At 40.5% G+C, this 22,937-nt stretch carries 22 protein-coding genes and 1 tRNA gene; 9 read left to right on the forward strand and 14 right to left on the reverse strand.

What is annotated here, in order from left to right:
- Positions 1 to 30 precede the first annotated feature (30 nt).
- From NIES592_RS12765 to glyA, 3 genes are all read right to left on the reverse strand, one after another.
- Positions 31 to 216, reverse strand: a complete 186-nt coding sequence (locus NIES592_RS12765; protein ID WP_062247409.1) for a DUF4278 domain-containing protein — start codon at positions 214 to 216, stop codon at positions 31 to 33.
- 133 nt (positions 217 to 349) lie between these two features.
- The gene (locus NIES592_RS12770) at positions 350 to 1,600 is read right to left on the reverse strand and encodes a competence/damage-inducible protein A (RefSeq protein ID WP_073555937.1); all 1,251 of its coding nucleotides are present in this window, start codon (positions 1,598 to 1,600) and stop codon (positions 350 to 352) included.
- Between the two features lie 112 nt (positions 1,601 to 1,712).
- A complete protein-coding gene (glyA, locus tag NIES592_RS12775; protein WP_073555938.1) occupies positions 1,713 to 2,996 on the reverse strand; it encodes a serine hydroxymethyltransferase in 1,284 nt (427 codons plus the stop codon).
- 455 nt (positions 2,997 to 3,451) lie between these two features.
- Here glyA and NIES592_RS12780 point away from each other — a divergent pair, with 455 nt between their 5' ends.
- Complete coding sequence (locus tag NIES592_RS12780; RefSeq protein WP_062247403.1) at positions 3,452 to 3,649, forward strand: hypothetical protein; 198 nt, start codon at positions 3,452 to 3,454, stop codon at positions 3,647 to 3,649.
- 87 nt (positions 3,650 to 3,736) lie between these two features.
- Positions 3,737 to 4,216 (forward strand): Tic20 family protein, encoded by a 480-nt coding sequence (locus NIES592_RS12785; RefSeq protein ID WP_062247401.1) that lies wholly within the window; start codon positions 3,737 to 3,739, stop codon positions 4,214 to 4,216.
- On the opposite strand, the gene NIES592_RS12790 is transcribed toward NIES592_RS12785, so the two are convergent.
- The gene (locus tag NIES592_RS12790) at positions 4,213 to 4,992 is read right to left on the reverse strand and encodes a fumarylacetoacetate hydrolase family protein (RefSeq protein WP_073555939.1); all 780 of its coding nucleotides are present in this window, start codon (positions 4,990 to 4,992) and stop codon (positions 4,213 to 4,215) included. The two genes, NIES592_RS12785 and NIES592_RS12790, sit on opposite strands and share 4 nt — an antisense overlap.
- A 534-nt stretch (positions 4,993 to 5,526) precedes the next feature.
- On the opposite strand from NIES592_RS12790, the gene rpsF reads away from it, so the two are divergent.
- Together rpsF and NIES592_RS12800 are read left to right on the forward strand one after the other, a co-directional pair.
- Positions 5,527 to 5,847: a 30S ribosomal protein S6 gene (rpsF, locus tag NIES592_RS12795; protein WP_009454503.1), complete on the forward strand. Its 321-nt coding sequence runs from the start codon at positions 5,527 to 5,529 to the stop codon at positions 5,845 to 5,847.
- 222 nt (positions 5,848 to 6,069) lie between these two features.
- Positions 6,070 to 6,630, forward strand: coding sequence for an Npun_F5560 family protein (locus tag NIES592_RS12800; RefSeq protein ID WP_062247397.1), 561 nt, complete (start codon positions 6,070 to 6,072; stop codon positions 6,628 to 6,630).
- A 436-nt stretch (positions 6,631 to 7,066) separates the two neighbouring features.
- On the opposite strand, the gene NIES592_RS12810 is transcribed toward NIES592_RS12800, so the two are convergent.
- On the reverse strand, positions 7,067 to 7,390 hold the full coding sequence (locus tag NIES592_RS12810) for an STAS domain-containing protein (protein ID WP_062250634.1): 324 nt from the start codon (positions 7,388 to 7,390) through the stop codon (positions 7,067 to 7,069).
- A gap of 749 nt (positions 7,391 to 8,139) precedes the next feature.
- On the opposite strand from NIES592_RS12810, the gene NIES592_RS12815 reads away from it, so the two are divergent.
- Positions 8,140 to 8,769: a DedA family protein gene (locus NIES592_RS12815; protein ID WP_073555941.1), complete on the forward strand. Its 630-nt coding sequence runs from the start codon at positions 8,140 to 8,142 to the stop codon at positions 8,767 to 8,769.
- 107 nt (positions 8,770 to 8,876) lie between these two features.
- Here the strand turns inward: NIES592_RS12815 and NIES592_RS12820 are convergent, their stop codons facing one another.
- From NIES592_RS12820 to NIES592_RS12830, 3 genes are all read right to left on the reverse strand, one after another.
- A complete protein-coding gene (locus NIES592_RS12820) occupies positions 8,877 to 10,079 on the reverse strand; it encodes an argininosuccinate synthase (RefSeq protein WP_073555942.1) in 1,203 nt (400 codons plus the stop codon).
- Positions 10,080 to 10,195: 116 nt separating this feature from the next.
- Positions 10,196 to 10,990 carry an LmeA family phospholipid-binding protein gene (locus NIES592_RS12825; RefSeq protein ID WP_073555943.1) on the reverse strand — a complete coding sequence of 265 codons (795 nt, stop codon included), beginning with the start codon at positions 10,988 to 10,990 and terminating at the stop codon, positions 10,196 to 10,198.
- A gap of 554 nt (positions 10,991 to 11,544) precedes the next feature.
- On the reverse strand, positions 11,545 to 11,757 hold the full coding sequence (locus NIES592_RS12830) for a hypothetical protein (protein WP_073555944.1): 213 nt from the start codon (positions 11,755 to 11,757) through the stop codon (positions 11,545 to 11,547).
- A 317-nt stretch (positions 11,758 to 12,074) separates the two neighbouring features.
- Here NIES592_RS12830 and rsmA point away from each other — a divergent pair, with 317 nt between their 5' ends.
- From rsmA to NIES592_RS12845, 3 genes are all read left to right on the forward strand, one after another.
- Entirely contained in the window at positions 12,075 to 12,893 is an 819-nt protein-coding gene (gene rsmA, locus NIES592_RS12835) for a 16S rRNA (adenine(1518)-N(6)/adenine(1519)-N(6))-dimethyltransferase RsmA (protein WP_073555945.1), read from the forward strand.
- 93 nt (positions 12,894 to 12,986) lie between these two features.
- Positions 12,987 to 13,934, forward strand: coding sequence for a 4-(cytidine 5'-diphospho)-2-C-methyl-D-erythritol kinase (ispE, locus tag NIES592_RS12840; protein ID WP_073555946.1), 948 nt, complete (start codon positions 12,987 to 12,989; stop codon positions 13,932 to 13,934).
- Positions 13,935 to 13,957: 23 nt separating this feature from the next.
- On the forward strand, positions 13,958 to 14,263 hold the full coding sequence (locus NIES592_RS12845) for a DUF3082 domain-containing protein (RefSeq protein WP_062247383.1): 306 nt from the start codon (positions 13,958 to 13,960) through the stop codon (positions 14,261 to 14,263).
- A 156-nt stretch (positions 14,264 to 14,419) separates the two neighbouring features.
- Here the strand turns inward: NIES592_RS12845 and NIES592_RS12850 are convergent, their stop codons facing one another.
- From NIES592_RS12850 to argF, 5 genes are all read right to left on the reverse strand, one after another.
- Entirely contained in the window at positions 14,420 to 16,507 is a 2,088-nt protein-coding gene (locus tag NIES592_RS12850) for an AAA family ATPase (RefSeq protein ID WP_073555947.1), read from the reverse strand.
- Positions 16,504 to 16,677 carry a hypothetical protein gene (locus NIES592_RS25180; RefSeq protein ID WP_009454522.1) on the reverse strand — a complete coding sequence of 58 codons (174 nt, stop codon included), beginning with the start codon at positions 16,675 to 16,677 and terminating at the stop codon, positions 16,504 to 16,506. Before NIES592_RS25180 ends, NIES592_RS12850 begins: the two co-directional genes overlap by 4 nt.
- A gap of 244 nt (positions 16,678 to 16,921) precedes the next feature.
- Positions 16,922 to 18,436 (reverse strand): DNA phosphorothioation system restriction enzyme, encoded by a 1,515-nt coding sequence (locus tag NIES592_RS12855; protein ID WP_073555948.1) that lies wholly within the window; start codon positions 18,434 to 18,436, stop codon positions 16,922 to 16,924.
- 99 nt (positions 18,437 to 18,535) lie between these two features.
- Positions 18,536 to 19,141 carry a transcriptional repressor LexA gene (lexA, locus tag NIES592_RS12860; RefSeq protein WP_062247377.1) on the reverse strand — a complete coding sequence of 202 codons (606 nt, stop codon included), beginning with the start codon at positions 19,139 to 19,141 and terminating at the stop codon, positions 18,536 to 18,538.
- 155 nt (positions 19,142 to 19,296) lie between these two features.
- The gene (gene argF, locus NIES592_RS12865) at positions 19,297 to 20,223 is read right to left on the reverse strand and encodes an ornithine carbamoyltransferase (RefSeq protein ID WP_062247375.1); all 927 of its coding nucleotides are present in this window, start codon (positions 20,221 to 20,223) and stop codon (positions 19,297 to 19,299) included.
- Between the two features lie 375 nt (positions 20,224 to 20,598).
- On the opposite strand from argF, the gene NIES592_RS12870 reads away from it, so the two are divergent.
- A tRNA-Thr gene (locus NIES592_RS12870) sits at positions 20,599 to 20,670 on the forward strand.
- An 8-nt stretch (positions 20,671 to 20,678) separates the two neighbouring features.
- Here NIES592_RS12870 and NIES592_RS12875 read toward each other — a convergent pair.
- A complete protein-coding gene (locus NIES592_RS12875; protein ID WP_073555949.1) occupies positions 20,679 to 22,901 on the reverse strand; it encodes a hypothetical protein in 2,223 nt (740 codons plus the stop codon).
- Positions 22,902 to 22,937: the final 36 nt, after the last annotated feature.

The raw sequence follows: 22,937 nt of genomic DNA on the forward strand, positions 1-22,937 counted from the left end.
AATTTATGAAATTTTGTACTTGGATTATGCTTAACCTATGCAACTCTTATAATTAATACCACGGTATTTAAGTTGAAAACATTGTTGATTTGTGGTATTTTTAACTTGGTGAATTTTGTAAGGAATTCCTCGGTAATTACCTTTTTGACTATCGTCTAATACTGGTAATTGAGTAGCCTGAGATTGATAACGAATGCCACGATAAGATAAATGCATATTTCCTCTAGAAATTAGCGAATTTTTGAATAGTTGCTATATAACTAATCAAGCTCTTCTGAGGCTTTTACGAAAAAAAATTATGAATTTATGTAAACTAATAGAGGAGTTCATTTATCAACTGATAGCTATCTTACCTTGTCAGCAACTTCCGTCGCAGTTGATCCAAAGCACTGCAAGCGCTGAGGTGACGAATTAAAGACCTACTCCGTCCTGTACCCCAACGATATTCAAAACTCTCCACTTCGCCGTTTGGTTTTGCCAGACCAATGTAAACTAAACCTACTGGCTTAGTCTCAGTCCCACCAGTCGGCCCAGCAATACCAGTAATACTCAGTCCCCAACTAGTGCCAAGACGCGATCGCACTCCCAATGCCATTTGCTCTGCAACTGTAGCACTAACCGCCCCACATTTTGCTAAATCTTCGGCGTTGACACCTAAGAGATTGATTTTGACTGAGTTATCATAAGAAATTACTCCACCCCAAAAGTAATCAGAACTACCAGAAGTTTCTGTTAACATCTGTCCTAGTCCGCCGCCAGTGCAGGATTCTGCTACAGAGAGGGTTTCTTTATCTGTACGCAATAACTCACCAACTACGGAAGCAAGGGTGTCGTCATCAGCACCGTAATAATCCAGTCCTGCAATATCTTGGAGTTGCTTGTGTACAGGCGCAATCAATTCCTGTGCTGCGGCTTCGGTAGCAGCTTTTGCTGAAATCCGTAATTTGACTTCTCCCTTGCTAGCGTAAGGGGCTACGGTGGGATTGGTTAAATTAAGATAAGCAGCGACTTTTTCTGCTAAAGCAGATTCAGGAATACCCCAAAACTTTAACATGCGGCTGTAAATAGTTTCTTTACCCCAACCAAGGTTGCGCAAGTATGGTACTGCGGTTTCTTCCCACATCCGTTGCATTTCGCTTGGTACACCAGGGAAGGTAAATATTGTTAATCCCGGTTGGGGTTGCCAGATGATACCTGGTGCTGTACCAGTAGGATTAGGTAATATTTCTGCGCCTTTAGGTATCAAAGCTTGTTTGCGGTTGCTGGGTGTCATTTGCCGACCGCGCTGAGCGTATTTACGGGCAATATCTTCGATAATTTCAGGACGTTCTACTAAAGGAGTGTTAAAAAAATCGGCTATAGTTTCACAGGTAAGGTCATCTGGTGTCGGGCCAAGACCGCCTGTAAAAATTAATATTTCTGCCCTTTGACTAGCTATTTCAATAACATGCTTGAGTCTTTCGGGGTTATCTCCTACGACTGTTTGGTAGTAGTGAGGAATCCCTAATTTTGCTAATTGAATTGCCAAATATTGAGCATTGCTGTTAAGGATATTTCCCAACAGCATTTCAGTACCAACACAAATAATTTCTGCACTCATGAGAGGGATTAGGGATTGAGAACTAGGGATTGGGGATTAGGAGGACAAGGGGGACAAGGAAGACAGGGAAGAATTTCTCCCTTTTCCCCATCCCGATCCCCGATCCCCTATTTTAGGCTAATGCTGGTACGGGAATTACCAAGTGCGGGTACAAGGGGAAGCGCTCGCACAGTGCTACTACCCGTCGCCGACAATCAACAGCAACACTTTCGGAATCTGGATTTAACAAGCGATCGGCAATAATATTACCAATGTCTGTAAAGTCTGCTACTTCTAGACCTCGTGTGGTCATGGCTGGAGAACCCAATCTCAAGCCACTGGTAACAAATGGTGACTCTGGATCGAAGGGAACTGTATTTTTATTAGTGGTGACATTTACATTACTTAGATACTGTTCCGCTTGTTTTCCAGTCATGCTTATACTACGTAAATCTATGAGCATGACATGATTATCTGTACCATTAGATACTAGTTTCAAGCCACGATTTTGGAGTTGCGTTGCCAATGCGCGGGCGTTGTCAATCACTTGAGCAGAATAAGTTTTAAATTCTGGTTTTAGCGCTTCTCCAAAAGCCACCGCCTTAGCAGCAATTACGTGTTCTAATGGTCCACCTTGAGTACCAGGGAAAACAGCTTTATCTAGTTTTTTACCCAATTCTGGGTCACGGGTCATAATTAAACCACCTCTGGGTCCCCGCAAGGTTTTGTGGGTTGTTGTTGTTACTACATCACAATAAGGGATGGGGTTGGGGTGTAAGCCCGTAGCAACCAAACCAGCGATATGGGCAATATCTGCTAGTAAGTATGCACCAACTTCATCAGCAATACTGCGGAACTTTTCAAAATCGATGACACGGGGATAGGCAGAATAACCACAAATCAAGAGCTTAGGACGCTCCCTTAGCGCCAGCTCTCGAACTTGGTCATAGTCTAGTTGTTCTGTTTCTTGACTAACACCGTAATGAACAACCTTAAACCATTTGCCCGACACATTCACCGGTGAACCATGGGTGAGGTGTCCGCCGTGAGACAAGTCCATCCCCATGATTGTGTCTCCTGGTTCTAGGAGACTCAGAAACACAGCAAAATTTGCCTGTGCGCCAGAGTGGGGTTGTACGTTTGCATGAGCAGCACTAAACAGTTGTTTAGCACGATCAATTGCAATTTGCTCTATTTGATCTATGAATTCACAACCGCCATAGTAACGTTTACCAGGCAAACCTTCAGCATATTTATTTGTCAGTACTGAACCCTGCGCAGCTAGTACAGCCGCAGAGGTAAAGTTTTCGCTTGCAATCAACTCCAAATGATCACGTTGACGCTGTAGTTCTTTGTTGATCAAATCCGCAACAGCAGGATCACAGGAGGTCAAAAAATCTGAATTGGTCAGAGTCACTTTTAGCTATCCTTAATGGCAATTTGTATCTAAGTTGGTTGTTGGTTGTTGGTTGTTGGTTGTTAGTTGTTGACCACTAACTACTATCTACTAACCACTCACCACGAGTAACATGTTTATTTACGCCAACCTATTTATCAAGTATGAACCATTGCTGGTATTTATTGGTTCTCATGAATTTATGTATTAGTTTTTACTACAAAAAAGATTATCCAACATACAATAAACTTAAAACCTACTAAAACTAGTTTTCTTGGATTGTTATCAACTGCATATTTTCAAATTGGTTTGGAAACTGAGCAATAGATTTCTGAGCGATTTAACAGATAAGTTAGCTCGCAAGTGTAGGAGATCGATTGTTAAGTACAACTGCTACTAAACTTAGAATCTACAATCCGAAATATCAACCTTAGAGGAAATACAGGGAACTATTGAGGAGTTACAGGAGGGATTGGATGCTAGTAATTTTAATGGAAGATCAGATCCTTGCCCCTCAGCAAGTTTGTCAGTCTTGTTTGCTCGCTGATAGTAGTGGTCAACCTCGTTGGCGCCAAGGTCAGCTACACTGTGGTCATACAGTTAGTAAAATGTCTGAGCGTCAACCAGTTCAGTATGAGTGTATGATGGGTTTCCGCATAGTTAATATTGAATAAAGCTAATTTAGTGGAAATAATCAACAGATCAACTGCGTTATTCTAGGTTCATGTGACTATTGAATTTTAACCATAGGAGAGCGCAGTATGACTTGGCGTGGGTCTACAACAGTTAAAGACAGGATTTTTGCTTGCTTGCCTTATTTGCTTCCTGTTGTTGAAGTTTTTGCATTTGGTCAATTTTTTCTGACCCAGTTTCCACCCGTGCAATATTTATTTTTGCCCTTGCTGCCATTATTGAGAATTTACTATGGCGTTCGCTATGCTGGATTGATTATTTTCTTTGCTTTATTTATCTTTGTGGTGCGAAACGAAAAAATCAGTCATTTTATTCGTTTCAACACTATGCAGGCAATTCTACTGGACATTGTAGTTTTCTTGTTTGGTATCCTAACTGATGTTGTTGGACTGCTTCCAGCTGGAGGTTTTGCTGTCCAGACCTTATACACTACTGTTTTTCTAGGCATAGTGGCAGCATGTGTATATTCTATGATCCAGTCGCTGTTAGGGCGTTACGCAGAAATTCCCGCCATTTCTGATGCAGTATACATGCAACTGCCACGCTAGGTATCAACTACCGCTACTGTGTTTTCCAGGCGACCAATGCCTTCGATTTCTATACGGACGCGATCGCCTACATTCAGAGGACCAACTCCCACAGGTGTACCTGTTAGTACAATATCCCCCGGTAATAGTGTCATGATCTGACTGATGTAGGACACAAGGTAGTCTGGAGGAAAAACCATTTGATCTATAGTGGCAGATTGTACAGGAGTCGGCTCTTCATTTAAGAAAGTCTGTAATCTGGCTCCTGGGCTTAATTCCCGGACAATCCATGGGCCAAGGGGACAGAATGTATCAAAACCTTTTGCTCGTGTCCATTGACTATCTTTTTTTTGTAAGTCCCGCGCCGTGACATCATTGGCGATTGTGTAACCCCAAATTTTCATTTGGGCTTCTTTAGGTGTGCAATTAAAAGCGCGATCGCCAATAACTAGTGCCAGTTCTCCTTCATAGTCTACTCGTTGTGACTGTGGTGGATAATGAATTTTTCCTAACGAAGCAATTACAGATGTGGGCGGTTTGAGAAAAATCAGTGGTTCAGCAGGCACCTCAGTTCTCATTTCCGCCGCATGTTCCGCATAATTTTTGCCGACAGCTATGATTTTTGAAGGCGCACAGGGAGCTAAAATTTCATAATCATCTGGCTCTAAAATCAAATCCGTAGGTTGACCTTGTAACCAGGGTGGAGCATCCAGCACCTGCACTTTCATGGAAAGTTGTAGCAAACCATAGTAAATCTGCCCTTCTGGATTTTGAACTCGCACAAAGCGCTGCGCCATAACCTTGATGAATACCTCTATTTGTAATCAAATCGCTTCTCGAGTCAATTGTCTACAGTCCAAAGTCTATAAACTCATGACTAACTTTACCAGTATCAGAAGTGGTGTGCCGAATCACCTAATTATCTAATTAGCAAGGGCAAACATAAAGTGGGTTGAAGCTGTATGCAGTTCCAGCTTGCTCATTTTGGCAATGCATGTCAACTGAACACCAACTAGGTATAAGCAGTTGAACCCAAAAGACGCGTGGACAGGAGATGGTTTTTCCTGGAGTAGGGCTTCTCGCACGCAAAATCCAAAATTGTTACTACTCACCTCCTTGTTGAATCATATTTTAATTTCAGTCTTAAAAACGCTACACTCAGAAATTGTGTAAAACTCCTAAATATTGACAAATGGGATTTCACACTGTACAACTTTCCTGTATGATCATAATTCCTTGTTGCTGTATATATAAATAGGTTTTTGTATAAATTTTTACAATTGATTCCTATTGACATCAGCAGCCACATAGTCCAAAAGGAGATCAAAACCATGCAAACAGTTTATGAAACAATGTACATCCTGCGTCCTGATTTAGGGGATGAACAGGTAGAGCAAATTATTTCTAAGTATGAGAACTTGTTGCGGGAACAAGGAGCTGACAACATCCAAAGTCAGAATCGAGGCAAGCGTCGCTTAGCTTATGAAATTAAAAAGCAAAGAGATGGCATCTATATCCAACTCAACTATACTGGTCCAGGCAAAGTGATTGCGGTGCTAGAACGCGCCATGCGTCTGAGCGAGGAAGTGATTCGCTACCTAACAATTAACCAACAAGTAAAAGAGCCAAAAGCTTCTACAGAAGCAGCATAGTTAGATAGTAGTTAGTGGTTAGTAGTTAGTGTTAACAACTAACTACTAACCGCTAACTACTAAAAATTTATATTTCAAAAAAGTAAAAAAAAATCGTTTTTCCACTTGCCAATTTCTCCGGGAATGCTAAATTAACTAGTACTTGGAAGTACTAGCTAAAAGCAGTACAACCGCGTTTATACCTAAAAGGGGAAAGATTATTCACCGGAGCTAGTTGCCACTGTGAGCCAAACTGATCACTCCAATATTCAAGCTCTCTCTACAGAAGTATCGAAGTTGCGTCAAGAATTGCAACTTCGCGATCAATTAGTGCAACAGCTGTCTCAAGAACTGTTCCGACTGGTGAAGGGTAACACTAACTTTATGCCCCAGCCAGATATGTCTGAGCGTTATCATAGTCAGCTTCAAACTTTGCGAGAACAACTACAAGCAGTTGAACAACAAGTAACTTTTTATCAAGAACAAATTGCAACTCGAGACGCCGAAATTTATCAGTTGCGTCAGTCGGTGCAAGAACTAACCGATCGCAGCCGGATGTTAGAGCAAGTAGTACAGGAGTTACCACAAATTTATCGTCGTAAGTTTGAAGAGCGTATGGCTCCTGTCAGAGAAAAAGTAGCAATGCTACAACGAGAAAATCGCCGGTTACAGGCTGAGTTGCAAAGTGTGAGTTATCGTTTGGCGCTGAAAACTCGTACCACTTCTCACAGTGGTATAGATTTACCAAATTTCCCGCCGATGGCATCCGACGCAAGCAATATTTCTACTGTGCAAAATGCCTAAATTTTTATTTTGGCTACGTCAGCATGTGGCAGGGGAGCTTTTATGATTTACTAGTACTCACAGCCAAAACACCAATTATTTAGAGAATCAACTGCTCTAGCCAAAAAGATTATAGGAAAATTTGTTCCCACGCTAGCTATTTCGGGTAGTTTATGAAGTGCGAAAGCCAATACTGCAAAGCCACTGCTTGACCGTGCCAATTTTAGATTTTGGATTTTGGATTTTGGATTAAGGTTTTTCGGTTCATACCCCGTTGTAACAAGGGTTGTACAAATCTCAATTCCCAAATCTAAAATCTTCAAGCTGCATTTCCTTATCGGTGCAGTCAATCTAGAATTTTAAATCGCCAATCTAAAATCGAAAATTGATTGACCTAACCATTAGTTTTCATTTGTGAAATGCCACTTTTAACATATCGGCTGCAAACTACTTTTGTTCACAAAACCAGATTTTCCTCTGGATTGTGAACAATTTCAAATACTGAATCCAGTTGAGTGAGTTCCAAAACTAACCTCACAGGTGTTTGTACATTGCACAGCACCAGACGACAACCATTTTGTCGTGCAGCCTTAAAACCATTAACTAAAGCTACTAAGCCGGAACTATCCATAAAATCCACCTCAGCTAAGTCAATTACCCAGAGTTGATCACGTTTAGGTAATATTTCAGCCATCTTTTTGCTTAAAGCCACACCACCCTCTAAGTCCATGCGTCCTTGAGGCTTAAACAGGATAATTTGGCGTTCTGATATGAGAGTCATAAATTTTTTTGGGGTAATTGAATCGATAAAAAACAAAAAACAGGCATAAAAACTGCTTTACATACAACCGTAAAAATACTGGTTTATCCTAAAAGCTGGTAACTTACAGTAGTACGGTTGAGACGAATATTTTCAGTATTCATGCCGTATAATTTGTCTTAACTTTCCCCAATATAGGCATAAGCATCTGAGAATTTCAGTAGTATCCGTATCTTTTACAAAATTTTTATATTTATCCCAGATGTTTATAAATTTTTAATAAAAAATTTTGCTTAATATTCAGTAGGTGTACCGATGTGGTATATAGTTAATCTGCATAAATTGTGTCAATTTGCGTTAAAACTGATACTAAATATATTCTTAGGTAAAGGATAAATATTCCAAAAACTCCGACTAATTAATGAGTTGAAGCAGACTCTTTCAAAAAATGTCGTCGTTACTTTGTAGCATTTCTACTCTGTGATTTAGTTAACATTTGGATATTATATGCGTCTAAACTGATGATTTTGATAAGGTTTTTTTTAAGTTCTTACAGGTACTTGACCAACTATCCCTTGATGCTGCAAGAAAGCGGATTTATCCGTGGAATAAATCGAAAATCCAAAATCCGGCGGATTGATCGGTAGGGTCAATCCAAACAAAATTGTCTGACTTTGGTTCATGTTTCTCTCAAAGGCTTGATTGACACACCATCAGAGAACAAGCCAAGATATAGTAAAGGTAAACATTTGTAAAGGCTGCGGTGCTGAATGTCTTTGGAATTTATCTCGTTAGAAAATATCCAAAGGATTGCCCATGAATATGGATACTGGGCAATTTTTTTCGGAATATTGTTAGAGAACTTGGGCATTCCCATTCCTGGTGAAACCGTAACCCTAGTCGGTGGGTTCCTAGCTGGTAGTCATGAATTAAATTACTGGCTAGTTCTAGGTGATGCTGTTACGGGAGCAGTGATTGGTGGTATTTGCGGTTATTGGATTGGTAGAACTGGCGGTTGGTCAATGTTAGTGCGATTTGGCAGCCTGTTTAGATTCTCTGAAGCCCGGCTGTTGAGTATAAAAGAGCAATTTAGCGAAAATGCGGCAAAAGCAGTATTTTTTGGGCGTTTCTTTGCCCTGTTGAGAATTTTTGCCGCCCCTATGGCTGGTATAGCTGAAATGCCTTTTGCAAAATTCTGTTTTTATAACATATTAGGTGCAACTGTGTGGGCTAGTGTGATGGTGACACTATCATTCTTTGCTGGCACAATCGTCTCTCTGGAGCAGTTAGTTGCTTGGGTAAGTAAATTCGCGATCGCTGCGTTACTAATCCTTGCAGCTTTTATCATTATTCCCCTATGGTTAGAGGCTAGGCAAGCTAATAACCCAGCAGGAGAGTGATGGGGAGATGGGGAGATGGGGAGATGGGGAGTGTGAGGAGTAATAATACTCTCTATATTGTCTTCCTTGTCCTCTTTGTCCCCTTTCTTTTTCCGATCTCTGATCCCCTATCCCCTTCTATGCTCTGCCCAAATCCGAGTCGGTAGACCCCAAACGTAAATGAAGCCTTCCGCTGCTTTATGATCAAATTTGTCATCAGCTCCGTAGGTTGCCAAGTCAGGAGTGTACAAAGAATTTTCCGAATGACGCCCAACGATGGTAGCGTTACCCTTAAATAACTTCACCCGAATTGTTCCAGAGACTTGCTCTTGGGTTTTTTGAATAAAAGCATCTAGGGCTGCTTTCAGGGGACTGTACCACAAGCCGTTGTAAATCATTTGGCTGTAAGTTTCTTCAATACCCCGCTTGTAATGGGTAACATCTGCTGTGAGAGTCAGGCTTTCTAAATCACGATGGGCTTGAATTAAGATCACCATTGCGGGAGATTCGTAAATTTCCCGTGATTTAATCCCCACCAAACGATTTTCGATCATGTCGATGCGCCCAACACCGTGATTTCCTGCAACTTGGTTGAGTTGTTCGATTAACTCAATGGGCCTTTTTGTTTCACCGTTGAGGCTGGTAGGAATACCTCTAGTAAAACCAATTTCAACATATTCTGGTTCGTTGGGAGTGTCAGCGATCGCTTTTGTCAATAAATAAATTTCTTCTGGTGGTTCCACTGTGGGATCTTCCAGAATACCTGCTTCGATACTCCGACCAAGTAAATTGCGGTCAATACTGTAAGGAGAAGACTTTTTCACGGGTGCAGGAATGCCAAACTTTTCTCCGTAAGCAATTGTTTCCTCACGACTCATACCCCATTCCCGTGCAGGTGCGAGAATTTTCAGATTTGGGTTCAGGGCTGCCACAGATACATCAAAACGCACCTGATCGTTACCTTTACCAGTGCAGCCATGAGCGATCGCATCAGCACCGTATATTTCTGCTGTTTCTACCAAAACCTTAGCAATCAAGGGACGGGCTAAGGCTGTTGCCAGAGGATAACTATTTTCGTAAAGCGCGTTGGCTTGAATGGCAGGAAATGCATAATCTTTGACAAACGTGTCTTTGACATCTGCCACTAATGACTTACTCGCACCTGATTTTAGGGCTTTCTCTCGGACTGGTTCTAATTCATCTCCCTGTCCCAAGTCTGCTGCTAGGGCAATTACTTCTTCTACACCCCACTCATTCTTGAGGTAGGGAATGCACACCGATGTATCTACTCCGCCAGAATATGCTAGGACAACCTTTTTGGCGCGACCCATTAGCTTCTCCAGTCAAAAAACAAAGAATCGAGTCAATATTATATCCAAATAGGCCTTGCATATTTTGTTCATTTAAAGATATTGGGTAGCAAATTATCCCAAAATCCAAAATCATATTATCCACTCCGGGGTATACGCTCAATCTCCGCATATCCACTGAAAATTAATCGTTTTCCTTCGGTTTCTAAACGATTCAGCCGCATCTTGACTCCATCCAAGTCAAAGCGATCCAAATCAACCATGTTATCTAGAATTTCGACTAAGGCCAAACTCAAGTTTTGGGAAAGTTCTCGTTGTGCTTCTGGTACTTGTTCAAGATCAATTTCTGGATTGGTAAAAGAAATACGCCGTCGCCTTTCAATACCCACAGCTACAGTCATACTCATTGGTACGAGTTCACCGTTATTTAAATCTGCTTTTGCCAAAATTCGTAGACGATTTTCCGGCAATAGTTCTACTTGAACGTCATTGAAAGAGACTGGCTTACCACCAGAAAATACAGTCAAAGCAGGTAAGGATTGGTTCAACAATCGCTTGGTGACTAGCTCTGCTTTAAATGCCTGGTTGATACCATCTTCTGTCAATACAACTTGAGCGATCGCTTGTGTCGGTTGTCTCAGACGCAGTTTGCCACTTAAAACAGAGCTAAAGTCAATGGCGACAGCATCGGTTTCTATAAAAATTTCTTCAGCAGCAAAATCTCTACGGATAACCAAGCCACGACCTTTCATTGTGAAGCTATCAATGCTGCCTTGCAATAGCTTGCTAGAAGGGTGACAGCGGACAAAGACTTCTACTGACTCGCTTTTGGTGAACAGGTGGCGAATTGTTTGGGTAGCAACAGTGTTGAGCATCTGTTCTCCCCAGTCTGTGCCTTTTGGATTTGTTAAACCAGTAAGTCCGCCGAACATTGGGTTGATGTCTCTAGAAGTTCTTTGTATTTTTGTAACAAATTGTGAAGAGAACAGCAACCATCTAGTGATTGGTTGTGCTGATGGTTATGTGTGAGATAGTTGCTTACGTTAGATGCCTGTGAATCCGGAGGATAGGTAGTTAATATCTTTTGTTTGGTAGCTGGAGCAGTTTTTAGTATTAAATCTAGCATTATTTTTATACATTAATTATTCTGTAATTATTTATTTAAATAATCATAAATATAGTTTTATTGTATAATAAAAGATAAGTCATTAGTTTATTAAATATATGCTTTGGCTGAAGTAAATATACTTAAAATTAAACGGTGTTTTCAAATTTTATCTGGACATAAAATACCAAATTAGATAATTATAGTGTTGGTTTTTCAATGACATAAGTCGAAGAACTGGAGATAAAAATTTCACAACTCAAATTGTATGGCTATATTTACATCTTGTAAACTAAGCGTAGTGCGTTACGTTAGAGCTAACGTAACGCATCCTCATTCATGCTAGTTTTCTGAAAAGATTAAGGTATCTCCTCACAATAATTAACTCATTTGTTGCTGCAATTTGTCATGTTCTTGCTGCTCAATCTCATAGTTATTACCATCAATCATATTGACTTGATATTTGGCATCATGTCCTCCAAATATTCCTAAAAAACCCGGGTCTTCTTTTTCTATTTCTACGATTTCAGAAATAGAATCAGGATTAATTTCAACGCTATGGCCATCCGTTGTTTCGACTTTGATTGTTTTCATAAGTGCTATACCCTGATATTGGAAAAGATGAAATAATAATTATTTCTATTTTTATGCTAGCTCATGTATAATTTAGCGGAGAAAATCAGCAGAGTATATTTACAATTAGAATATTAATCAATCTAATATCAATTCAATAAATCTTTATTTCAGACTAAGCATACCAAGTATGAGGTGATTCCCCACCCTGAAACAATCCTGGCAAATCACTAATGGCTTTTGCTACAAGTGCGATCGCTAAGCATAATTGGTGTAGGTGGGTGACGCTGTTGCTAACCACCTATCGAATCAAAAATACGGTAGAAAGAGTAAAATAAATGGTACGACCGCGCAAAGTATTTGCTCAGCATTGGCTCAAAAGTGAGAAGGCACTTGCAGAAATTATTCAAGCTGCAAAATTGGAACAGGGCGATCGTATCTTAGAAATAGGACCCGGTACTGGCATTTTGACTCGCCGTATATTACCCTTAGTACAATCTTTAGTTGCAGTTGAAATTGACCGCGACTTGTGCGAGCATTTGGCTAAAGAATTGGGTAAGCACGAAAATTTTTTACTTCTACAGGGAGATTTTTTAGAGTTGGATGTACCATCTTTGCTAGAAGGTTATTCAGCTTTCCAAAACCCCAATAAAGTTGTTGCTAATATTCCCTACAATATCACCGGGCCAATTATCGAAAAACTCCTGGGTACAATTGCTAACCCTAACCCAGAACTATATGATTTAATTGTGCTGTTGGTACAAAAAGAAGTAGCAGAAAGACTTGTAGCAAAACCAGGGTCAAAAGCATGTGGGGCGTTGACAGTGCGGGTACAATATTTAGCCGAGTGTGAATTAATTAGTATTGTGCCAGCAAAAGCATTTTACCCACCACCTAAGGTAGACTCGGCGGTAGTGCGATTAATACCCCGAAAAATCGAACCCGCAGCCCAAGATCCTCGGAAACTAGAGACTTTGGTAAAATTGGGTTTTGCAGCAAAGCGTAAAATGTTACGAAATAATTTGCAATCTGTAGTAGAACGCGATCGCTTGACCCAATTACTGGAACAATTAGAAGTAAATCCTCAAGCTCGTGCTGAAGAACTTAGCATCGGGCAATGGGTTGCCTTAAGTAATCAATTAGAGGTTAATAGTTAGTGGTTAGTAGTTGGTTGTTGATGGTTAGTAGTTAGTAGTTATGATTCTATTTATCACACTCCCCCTACTCTTTCCATCTCCCCATATCCAAAAATGCGTTCTTACACCCTGATTGCTCCTGCAAAAATCAACTTATATTTGGAAATCATAGGCGATCGCCCTGACGGTTACCACGAGTTAGCAATGATACTGCAAAGTATTAGCCTTGCTGATCAAATTGAGATCCATGCAGGTAGCACTGACAACCTTCGCGTTCGCTGCAATCATCCGCAAGTACCGACAGATAAAAGTAATTTAGCATACCGTGCTGCTGAACTCATGGCAGCAGAATTTCCTGATGCTTATGCTAAGTATGGTGGTGTAGATATCACGATTACCAAACGTATTCCTGTTGCTGCTGGGTTGGCTGGAGGTTCAACAAATGCAGCAGCGGTTTTGGTAGGTATAGACTTGTTATGGAACTTAGGACTCACTCAATCGGAATTAGAAGAACTGGGAGCGATTTTAGGTTCCGATGTACCGTTTTGTGTAGCTGGTGGTACTGCGATCGCTACAGGTAGAGGTGAGCAACTTTCTACTCTAGCTGGTTTAAACAATATATATATAGTATTGGCAAAGTACCGTAGTTTAGAAGTATCGACTGCTTGGGCTTATAAAGCCTACCGCGCCTCATTTGGTAGTTCGTATATCAAGGATAAAGAAAGTTTGGCTGCGCGTGCTGATGCCGTACATTCTGGGGGTATGGTGAAAGCGATTTTGCATCAAGATGTCAAAGAAATCGCCGAGAGATTGCACAATGATCTAGAAAAGGTAGTACTACCAGCTTATCCGCAAGTTATGCAACTACGTGAGATATTTGCTAGTCAGGAGAATGTTTTAGGTACAATGATGTCTGGTTCTGGACCGAGTGTGTTTGCACTGTGCCAATCAAAGCAGCAAGCAGAACAAGTTAAGCAGCGTCTCAGGGAAGCAATACCTGATGAAGATTTAGAATTGTTTGTGACTGAGTTTGTCACACACGGCATTAAGATAGCATCTTAACAGTTATCAGTCGGGTAATTTTTATGAGTGAACCAGAAGAGACTCAAACGCAAGCTAAAGCCACCCCCTTACGTAGTTTAATCGGCGCTGTGATTTCCGGGGCTTTGGCATTTGCTGCTTATTCTCTGATGAGTGCGATCGCTACTAGTTTTGCTGCCAAGCCACTTCATTCTAATAATGTAATTGTGCTGAGAATTTCCTCTGCTGTGCGTACTTTAGTTTTGGGTATAGCTGCTTTGGGTTCTGGAGTATTTGCCATTGTTGCTATTGGTTTAGTAGCTTTGGCTATTCAGCTATTTTTCCAACAACTAGCAAAGCGTGAGTCTTAAATTTTAAAAATCGAACACCGTGCAAGGCGATGAACACAGATTTACATTTACTTAATTCATAATTCATATCGACTTCTCTTTAGCAAAACTCTGCGTTCCTCTGCGTTGACTTAGCGTTCCTCTGCGTTTAAAAATATCATATACCTGTTGTTTAGTTCAGGGTGATGCAACACTGTTACCAATCACCTCAATCACTTCTGTATACTCAAATTCATTGGGGCTTTGTTTAACAAGAGGATATTTTTCTCCTCCTAACTCTATATAATCTTGTTCACAATCAGGTTTAGAAGAATAGTAAACTAAGATATATTCTCTACCAATTCTCTCAGCTATTTCTGCTTCTACTTCACCTCGCCATTGGGTTTTAGTTACTAACACAACTAATTGATTTGCTAATTTAGGAATTATCTTCGCAATCTGGCGGCGATTAATTACATCCAAACTACCAAAAGGTGAATCCATTACTATTGGTAAGGTGCTAGTATCTGGAACCATTAACATTTTTCTTTGACTCCACTCCCTTACCCTATCTATAATTCCGCCAATAAAAGATAAACTGAGAATTTGATTTTCGCCAGTGGAAGCAGCGACTGGTGCTTCTGTACCCGCTGTCTTTTCTATTAGCATCAGTTCGTATTTGTCGCTGATTTTAGGAATGTAAGGCGTAAATGAGATTTCGCTAAATATTTCTTGGACTCGCTTTTCGAGTTGCAAGCGAAATTGTTTTTCTTGGCGTGCTTTGACTAAATTTAATCTATCAATTGCATCTTGGGTAGCAACAATTCGGCGTTGTGCTAGTGCTTGGCGTTCTTCATTAAATTTTTGTCTAGTAATTTGTTTATTTAAGCTTTCAATTTCGGTTTTATTGTTGGCTATTTGCTGTTGATTTGCACCTTGTTCTAAGGTTAAATCAGTAATTTTTTCTTCTATCTCATCCAAGCGTTTTTGTAAGTTGCGAATTTCTTCACTAGGATCTTTTCGCAACCTTTCTTGGATGTTATCTAAATCTGCTTCAATTTGAGATATGCTTTGTCGTAACTGATTAATTTCTGCTTGTTCTCGATCAACTTCTTCCCAAAATCCTGTTGCTTGTTTATCAATTTCATCAACTTGAGCATTCATCCGAATAGCAGTTTCTTCTAATATTGATGAGCCTGCTTTTTCTAACAAGCTTTTAATATTTGTGTGTCCATGGGTTCCTTCATGTAAGGGAGTACCACAAATGCAACGTTGAGAATCAAGTAAATTATGTATAAATTCCCGCGAGATTCCAGAGGTTAATTCACCTCGTTGCTTGAAATCTGCAATGATGTCTCGAAATTGAACTGTAGTCTCTGAAAGAAAGACTGTATAACCACGTGTGGAAATCGTTTTTTTCAGCGCATTCCACTTTTTTTTCAGTTCTTCTTGATTTAAAGATTTTTGTGATTCTAAATCATGTCGTCTTTCTTGTAATTCTTTGGCGGCACTGAGTTCTCGCAAACGATTATTAGTTTCTTTTTTAATAGTTTGTTGATATTCTAATTCTTGCTTAATCTCCGTTTGCCGTTTGTTAATTCGCTCAATTTCTTGCTCAATTTTGGCTTGTTTTTTGAGAAGCTGTTTAGTTTCGGAATCACCAATAATTTTTAACTCATTTTCTAGCGTTTTTTTAGCTTCGCTCAAATGTCTAATAGAGCGATTAATTACTTCAACTCCCAACAAAATTTTTGTAGCTTCAGCAATTTCAGCCTTTTTATCAGAACGGACAATATGTTCTATACGCTCTCCATCAAAGAAGAAATACTGGTGTAAGCTACTAGGTAAAATTTGATTAATAATATCTTCTAAGTTTTGATTGGGTGGGACAAAATACCAAGAACCATCATCTCTGCCTACCCACATACTCAATTCTGTTTTTCCGGGTTCAAAGTAACTTTCATTTTTGTAAACCCGACAAGCACGTTTAATGCGATAGCGTTTATTATCATGCTCCCAGACAATTTCTACCCAACATTCTACAGGTTGCCCAATTTTTGCTTCAGCGATCGCCCGCTTATTTACTAACTGTTCTGCTGAGGCAAAAGCAGCACTAAATTTCTCGTACAATACCCAAGTAAATGCGTTCAAAAAATTAGTTTTACCTGCGCCGTTATTACCATGAATTACTGTCGTGTTGCGAATATCTCCATGAGCAAATATAATTTCTGGGGTTTTTCCATAGAAGGAGCGAAAGTTAAACAGCTTAATGGAAATGAGCTTCATCGCACAGCATCCTTCACAATCCTTAAAATATCATCATTGATATGGCTGTTACTTTTTTTATCTAACCTGCTTTTTTCTAATTGCCATACTTGTTCGATGATTTGCCGTACTTCTGGAGGAGCAGTTACTATTGGTTCTTGAACATCATCTATGTTGGGCTGATGATTCATTACTTGCTTATTTAGATAAGAATGTAATTTTTTATATTTTAATCACGGATAAGATTGCGATCGCATCCGTAGAGGTACTGTCTCTTTTACATCATTGTTAGTCGTTGTTGGTTGTTGGTTGTTGGTTAGTAGTTAGTGGTTAGTAGTTGCTTGGTTACTTACCACTCCTCACACCCCACCCTTACCTTAAGCCATGCAGGGCGAGTCTACACACTCCCACCTCCCTACCTCCCCATCTCTTCCTTCAAACATCCAATAACCCATATCGCTTTTGCAAATCAAGCAACTTAATTCTTGCTTCACCAGCATTGTCTGCTAAATCAGCAAACTCTACAAAGCGCCGTAATTCTTTTCTTAATAAATTGCGTTCTACTTCTAAAGTTTTTCTGTCTAAATCTGGTGGTAAAACTATCATGTCAAAAATTGTCGCCCTTTCTTTGCCTGGATGAGGACGCAAAACTCGTCCACGTCTCTGGATAAATTGCCGAGGATTACCAGAACTTGCCAAAATTACAGCTGTTTGAATTGCAGGAATATCTACACCTTCGTCTAAACAGCGAATTGCTACTAAACCTTGTAATTCACCACTTTCAAATTGGCGGCGTAAAATCTCTCTTTCTTCTAAAGAAGTCTGGGCAGTGTAGGTATTAATTCTGTAACCTAATTCTACTCCTAATATTTTGGCGACTTCTTTAAGTTGATGTAAATTATAACCCCGTCCTACTTCTTGAGAACCATCACCACAATAAAAAAGCGTGTGACTTGTTTCACGACGAGTTGCCATTAATTCACGCAACGCTTTTAGTTTATTTGCTGCTGCACCAATTAATCTGGCTCTTTGCATTAATAATGGTTTTAAATCTTCAATATCTTCAAAATAATTTGATTCTCCAATTTGTTTTTCCTTGTATAGTAAAGCCTTACCGATTTTTTGGGTAATTTTTGCATAGGCACGGCTTTCTGCTTCAGTTAATTCGACTAAAATTGGATAATAAAGATAATGTACTAAAGCACCTTGATGAATAGCATCTTTTAAACTAAATTCTGGTTGGAGAACCGAACCAAAATAATTAAAAATAGATTGAGTCCCAGTTTCGTCAAAATATCTTTCTGGTGTTGCAGATAAAGCTAAGCGCAAACCTACACGACGTGGCAAACTTTCTTCCAATTTAGGCGCGCCTAAATTATGGGCTTCATCACCAATAATTAAAGTTTTCTCGGGAAAATATTTCAGTTGAGATTGGAAACCATCACCAATTAAGGTGGAATTGGTGGTAATTACTGTGATAAATGGTTGTGATCCAGAATGTACGTTGTAGAGTTGACTAGACAGTTGACTCTGCCAACTGCGTAAATTCTCAAAAGCCAAAATGGGTTGCAAATTGAATTTTTCACATTCTCTTGCCCATTGAGTGACAAGATGACGGTAAGGACACACTACCAATAATGCTTGTAAGTGAATTTGTTTATATAACTCGCAAGCAACAGCAAGTGCAGTAATTGTTTTACCACTACCCGTTGCCATTTTTAGTGTACCTCTGCCGTTGTTGGCAAACCAGTTATTGATGGCTTGACGCTGATATTGCCGCAATTGCAAAGATGCTGGCATTTGCGGACATCCTGGTAATGATGGCTGAGTTTGATAATTACCCTTACTTTCACCTGCAAATGGTAATTTCAGGCGATAGTTTCCCGAAGGTTTACTAACTGTGGTTGAAAAACTGGGTATTGAGCGGACTTTTTGCTGTGTCAGATACATTGATGGGGGATTGGGGATTGGGGATTAGGAGGTGGGGTGGTGGGGCGATGGGGTGAAATCTTTCTCCCAATCTCCCACCATCAAGTTTTCCCTTTTCCTTTAACTATAAATACGCCAGATACCAACAAGGGAACCTTGTACTTGTACCTGCATGGCTGGTACTTCGATGGGGTTGTATTTAGGATTGGCAGGTTTGAGAATAATGCGATCGCCGTTTCTGTAAAATCGTTTTAATGTCGTACCGTATCCGTCTACTCTAGCAGCGATAATTGTGCCATTTTTAAGTTGGTCTGGTTCTGGTACGGGACGCAAAAAAACCAAATCTCCATCAACAATTGAATCTTCGATCATGCTGTCCCCTGCTACCCGCAAAGCATAGGTTTGGGGTGGTAAAGGCATATTTGAAAAGTCGAAATGTTCGACAGCATCGGTGAAGGGTTCTATTAAACCGCCAGCAGCAATTGTGCCTAAAATCGGTACACCTTGCTTTAATGGATGTAAAATTCTAATTGTTCTTGCCTTACCTTCACTCCATTCAATGTATCCTTTGGCGCGCAGATGTTCTAAACGACTTTGAATTGGTGCTGGCGATTTTAAATTCATCGCTTCCATCATCTGTCGAATCGAAGGAGAATGCTGATGTTCTCGGATAAATTCTGCTAACCAATCGTAAAGTTCTTGTTGCGCTTCCGTTAGTCTTTCCATAAATTTGTAGGGAGGTAAAAATAAATGTTCCTTAGAACATTAGTACTACAAAAAACCCCCCTATGTCACAGTTATGAATTATTAATTATAAATTATGAAATTAGGAGACAGTATTTTTACTTAAACTTTATCATTTCCTATTCACAGTTCATCATTTATTCTGACTCTGCTCCTAAAATACTAGCAAGCAAAGCTTTTTGTACGTGCATACGATTTTCCGCTTGATCCCAAACTCTTGATTGTGAACCTTCAATCACTGCATTAGTAATTTCTTCGCCACGATGGGCTGGTAAGCAGTGTAAAACGATCGCTTGTGGATCGGCAAGACTCAATAGCTGCTCGTTGATTTGGTAGGGTTGAAAAATGGGCAGACGGTCATCTGCTTCTGATTCTTGGCCCATACTTGCCCAAACATCGGTGTAAAGTACATGGGCTCCTTTGGTTGCTGTTTCAGGATCGTTGGTGAGAATTACTTGAGTTTTATTATTAGCGATCGCTCGTGCTTTTTCAATAATTGTTGCATTTGGTTCAAATCCATTTGGTGTGGCAACTCTCACATTCATCCCTACCAAAGCACAACCTAGCATTAAAGAATTGGCGACATTATTACCGTCACCGACATAAGTCAAGGTTAGCCCAGATAAACTGCCAAAACACTCTTGAATTGTTAATAAATCTGCTAAAACCTGACATGGATGTTCCAAGTCAGTCAAAGCATTAATAACAGGAATTTTGGCATAATGGGCAAAAATATCTAATTCCTGCTGTGCAAAAGTGCGAATTGCTAAAATATCCAAATATCTATCCAAAACCCTAGCAGTATCTTGCACAGGTTCACCACGACTCACTTGCGTCACATTTGGATTTAAATCTATTACCTGTCCACCTAGTTGATACATCGCCACGGAAAAACTCACCCGTGTGCGAGTGGAAGCTTTGGAAAATAACAGCCCCAAAACTTTATTACATCGTAAATTTAACTGTTGAGATTTCAAATGGATTGCCATTTGCAGGAGTTCTTGAACTTCCTGGGAACTGAGGTCTGCCAGACTTAATAAATCTCGTCCGCTCAACAATGCCATGCTTCTCGTTTGTAAAGAAAAACTACATTTTTCCGGTTCTGCACACTGCCATGCAAGAAGTAGCGCTCTAAAACTCTACCAAATATTTCTCTATCTAGCCTATAGTTTGAGGCGGCTGTGATAGTTAGATTTGTTTATCAATTTCATCAGTGAGAAACGACACTATTTTTGGAAAATTTCATCATTCTTTGGACAGATAAATTGAGTAACAGAACTAAGTCAATAGTCATTGGTCATTGGTCATTTGTTACTCTCCGCGTCCCGAGGTTCCCGCGTCTCCCCATCTGCGACAATATTCATGGTTGACAGTTAATTAGCTTATGGTATAATCAGAAATTAGTGCGATGCTTGAGGTAATCACCTCACCAAAGCCATGCCAGCATAGCACAGTGGTAGTGCATCCGACTTGTAATCGGAAGGTCGTCGGTTCAAATCCGACTGCTGGCTTTAGACTGTCACTGACCAAAAAGCACCGATACACAAGCATTGACCAAAGGTAACAACGGGCCTAATTGCTCTTGTCCATTCACGGCTAAATCGCTGTGACACAAATAAACTCTCTTGGACACACGGGAGAGCAAATCTGCCAAAATCCTGCGTAGCCGTTGTTCTTCAGCTAATTGTTCATCTTCTACTGTCCAAGGTTTACCTAACCTCTCTTGCAGAAAGAAAGGCGCACCAAACAAAGTGGCTGCACCACCCTTTGCCCACAGTGGTGAACTCGCATCTAACCAGAAATGCCAGCGATGAGAACGCCGACTTGAGCGATATTGGAAGATAGTAGCTAAAGTTACAGCCTTAGCTGCTGCCCCCATCGGACTGATGGGGTAAGGATTAGCGGTGATCGTACCGCGCTGGAGTAATTGAATAAATTCGGCAATTGTAGCTTGAGGAGATGATGCAGTGGAGGTGAGACGCGATGTTTTATTTTTCCCCGCTTCTTCAGCTTGGGGAATCTGCCGCAGTCTTGTATCAATTTCCCAGTAATGTTGGGCAGTTTCCAGTAATTCCCGCAGCGCTGCCAGTTGATCGTAAGCTAGATTGCTACCATCCCACAAAAAGCGCTGAATAGCCCTATCCAACAAAGAAATGGGACTAGGGATTAAACGTAATTCCTGTTGCGATCGCTGTTCCTCTAGCCACTTTAAAATCTCACTGTAGGCTGTAGTCGCTGCATAACCAAGTCGATCCCAACGATCAAATGATGTCACGGGCAACAAATTCGGATTTTCTGGATGGGGTTGAAAACAGTAATCTGCAATTAAACCAGCACGTACCGGATCAATTTTTGGTTGATGGGTTGATGGGGCGAAATCTTTCTCCCCATCTCCTCTACTCAACACCACCAACATTTCCGCTACAGCATCTCGATCCACCAAACGTCCTAATCCTGGATACACTAAAGCCAAAACAGTAAGTAAAGCCCGGATGACGGGGGAAGCAATCAGAGGGCGTTGGTCGTTGAGTGATTCTACTGCAATGCCTTGCTTGGTGAGAATTTCTGTGAGAGTATAGCGAGCGATCGCATCTAAACCAGGGGCAATTACTGCTACTTGATCTGGTTCTACTTCCCCTTGTTTAATAGCCTGCACAATCACTTCTGCTGTTTGTCGCAACAATTGAGCGCGGGATGTAGCTTGAATCGATTGCACTACTTCCGGTAAGCTCAATAGCGTCATTGGTTCTGTGAGGATTTGTAGCATTGGTGTTGTCAGTTTCTGTGCCAAGCTATTGTGAGGTGAGTCAATTAAGGTTTCTTGCTGACAGTATGCTGCTAACTCTTGCATATAATTGGGGTCTGCACCCAAACCCAGGCGCACTACCCCATCAGGATTGTAGGTAAAGGCTCCTACTGCCTTATCATCTAAAAGCAACTCAAACAAGTGACGTGTTACAGCTGGGTAATCTTGCACGTCATCGGCCAATATTCCCTGATAGCGTTGTCTGAGTCTTTGCTGGTAATTGGAGTCGGTTAACAAGTATTGATTGTAAAGTTCTGTAATGATTCCGTAGGAAAGTAAGCCTCGTTCCAAACACCAGTTACGCCAATCTAGCAGCAAAGCCGACAAAAATTCTGGTTCTAAATTGGTGACATTATCCTCTGGTGCTAAGGCTACTGCTAAAATCCTGCCAATGTCTTCTACCGATGTACCACTGTAAGCTGCCAATTGTAATAGGTCAAGGATGCGACGTACCAAACGGTACTCACTAGTACCTGCACGGCGCAAAATCCCCTCATCTAACCGGGGACGCCAGAGTCTAGTTGCCAATTCCTGTTCGGTTTCTGGACGCAATCTCACAGGAAATTGTGCCTTTAGCTTTAAATATTGAACTAATAAAGGCCAAAATAAAATTACTTCGTCCTGAAAAAAACCCAAAGGAGTTTTACATCGTACTGGATATTGTCCTCTAGTTGCCGTAACAATTCTATCTGCTAATTCTCGCCGATTATCGTCATTAGCAGCCAAAATTAAAACTGTTCCTTCTTTTTGATAAGGATACAGAGCTTTTGATAAGCGATCGCTACTTTTGACTCTACTTTTTTTAGTATAAAATGATTCCTGATCGTAATTTTCATCTTGCATCCAGCGAGCGAACTGTTCTACCAAACGAGCAGTTTTGCCACTGCGACTCGTACCAAAAATCCAAACAGAATGAGAAAACACAAATGTCTTCATGTGAATTTGTTAAGATACCTCGTACGTTAAATTAAG

Source organism: Fischerella major NIES-592, assembly GCF_001904645.1.
GTDB classification, from domain to species: Bacteria; Cyanobacteriota; Cyanobacteriia; order Cyanobacteriales; family Nostocaceae; genus Fischerella; species Fischerella thermalis.

Coding starts and splice junctions, on each gene's coding strand:
- NIES592_RS12765 (WP_062247409.1), bottom strand. CDS start 216: ATGCATTTATCTTATCGTGGCATTCGTTATCAATCTCAGGCTACTCAA.
- NIES592_RS12770 (WP_073555937.1), bottom strand. CDS start 1,600: ATGAGTGCAGAAATTATTTGTGTTGGTACTGAAATGCTGTTGGGAAAT.
- NIES592_RS12780 (WP_062247403.1), top strand. CDS start 3,452: ATGCTAGTAATTTTAATGGAAGATCAGATCCTTGCCCCTCAGCAAGTT.
- NIES592_RS12785 (WP_062247401.1), top strand. CDS start 3,737: ATGACTTGGCGTGGGTCTACAACAGTTAAAGACAGGATTTTTGCTTGC.
- NIES592_RS12790 (WP_073555939.1), bottom strand. CDS start 4,992: ATGGCGCAGCGCTTTGTGCGAGTTCAAAATCCAGAAGGGCAGATTTAC.
- rpsF (WP_009454503.1), top strand. CDS start 5,527: ATGCAAACAGTTTATGAAACAATGTACATCCTGCGTCCTGATTTAGGG.
- NIES592_RS12810 (WP_062250634.1), bottom strand. CDS start 7,390: ATGACTCTCATATCAGAACGCCAAATTATCCTGTTTAAGCCTCAAGGA.
- NIES592_RS12815 (WP_073555941.1), top strand. CDS start 8,140: ATGTCTTTGGAATTTATCTCGTTAGAAAATATCCAAAGGATTGCCCAT.
- NIES592_RS12820 (WP_073555942.1), bottom strand. CDS start 10,079: ATGGGTCGCGCCAAAAAGGTTGTCCTAGCATATTCTGGCGGAGTAGAT.
- NIES592_RS12825 (WP_073555943.1), bottom strand. CDS start 10,990: ATGTTCGGCGGACTTACTGGTTTAACAAATCCAAAAGGCACAGACTGG.
- NIES592_RS12830 (WP_073555944.1), bottom strand. CDS start 11,757: ATGAAAACAATCAAAGTCGAAACAACGGATGGCCATAGCGTTGAAATT.
- rsmA (WP_073555945.1), top strand. CDS start 12,075: ATGGTACGACCGCGCAAAGTATTTGCTCAGCATTGGCTCAAAAGTGAG.
- ispE (WP_073555946.1), top strand. CDS start 12,987: ATGCGTTCTTACACCCTGATTGCTCCTGCAAAAATCAACTTATATTTG.
- NIES592_RS12845 (WP_062247383.1), top strand. CDS start 13,958: ATGAGTGAACCAGAAGAGACTCAAACGCAAGCTAAAGCCACCCCCTTA.
- NIES592_RS12850 (WP_073555947.1), bottom strand. CDS start 16,507: ATGAAGCTCATTTCCATTAAGCTGTTTAACTTTCGCTCCTTCTATGGA.
- NIES592_RS25180 (WP_009454522.1), bottom strand. CDS start 16,677: ATGAATCATCAGCCCAACATAGATGATGTTCAAGAACCAATAGTAACT.
- NIES592_RS12855 (WP_073555948.1), bottom strand. CDS start 18,436: ATGTATCTGACACAGCAAAAAGTCCGCTCAATACCCAGTTTTTCAACC.
- lexA (WP_062247377.1), bottom strand. CDS start 19,141: ATGGAAAGACTAACGGAAGCGCAACAAGAACTTTACGATTGGTTAGCA.
- argF (WP_062247375.1), bottom strand. CDS start 20,223: ATGGCATTGTTGAGCGGACGAGATTTATTAAGTCTGGCAGACCTCAGT.
- NIES592_RS12875 (WP_073555949.1), bottom strand. CDS start 22,901: ATGAAGACATTTGTGTTTTCTCATTCTGTTTGGATTTTTGGTACGAGT.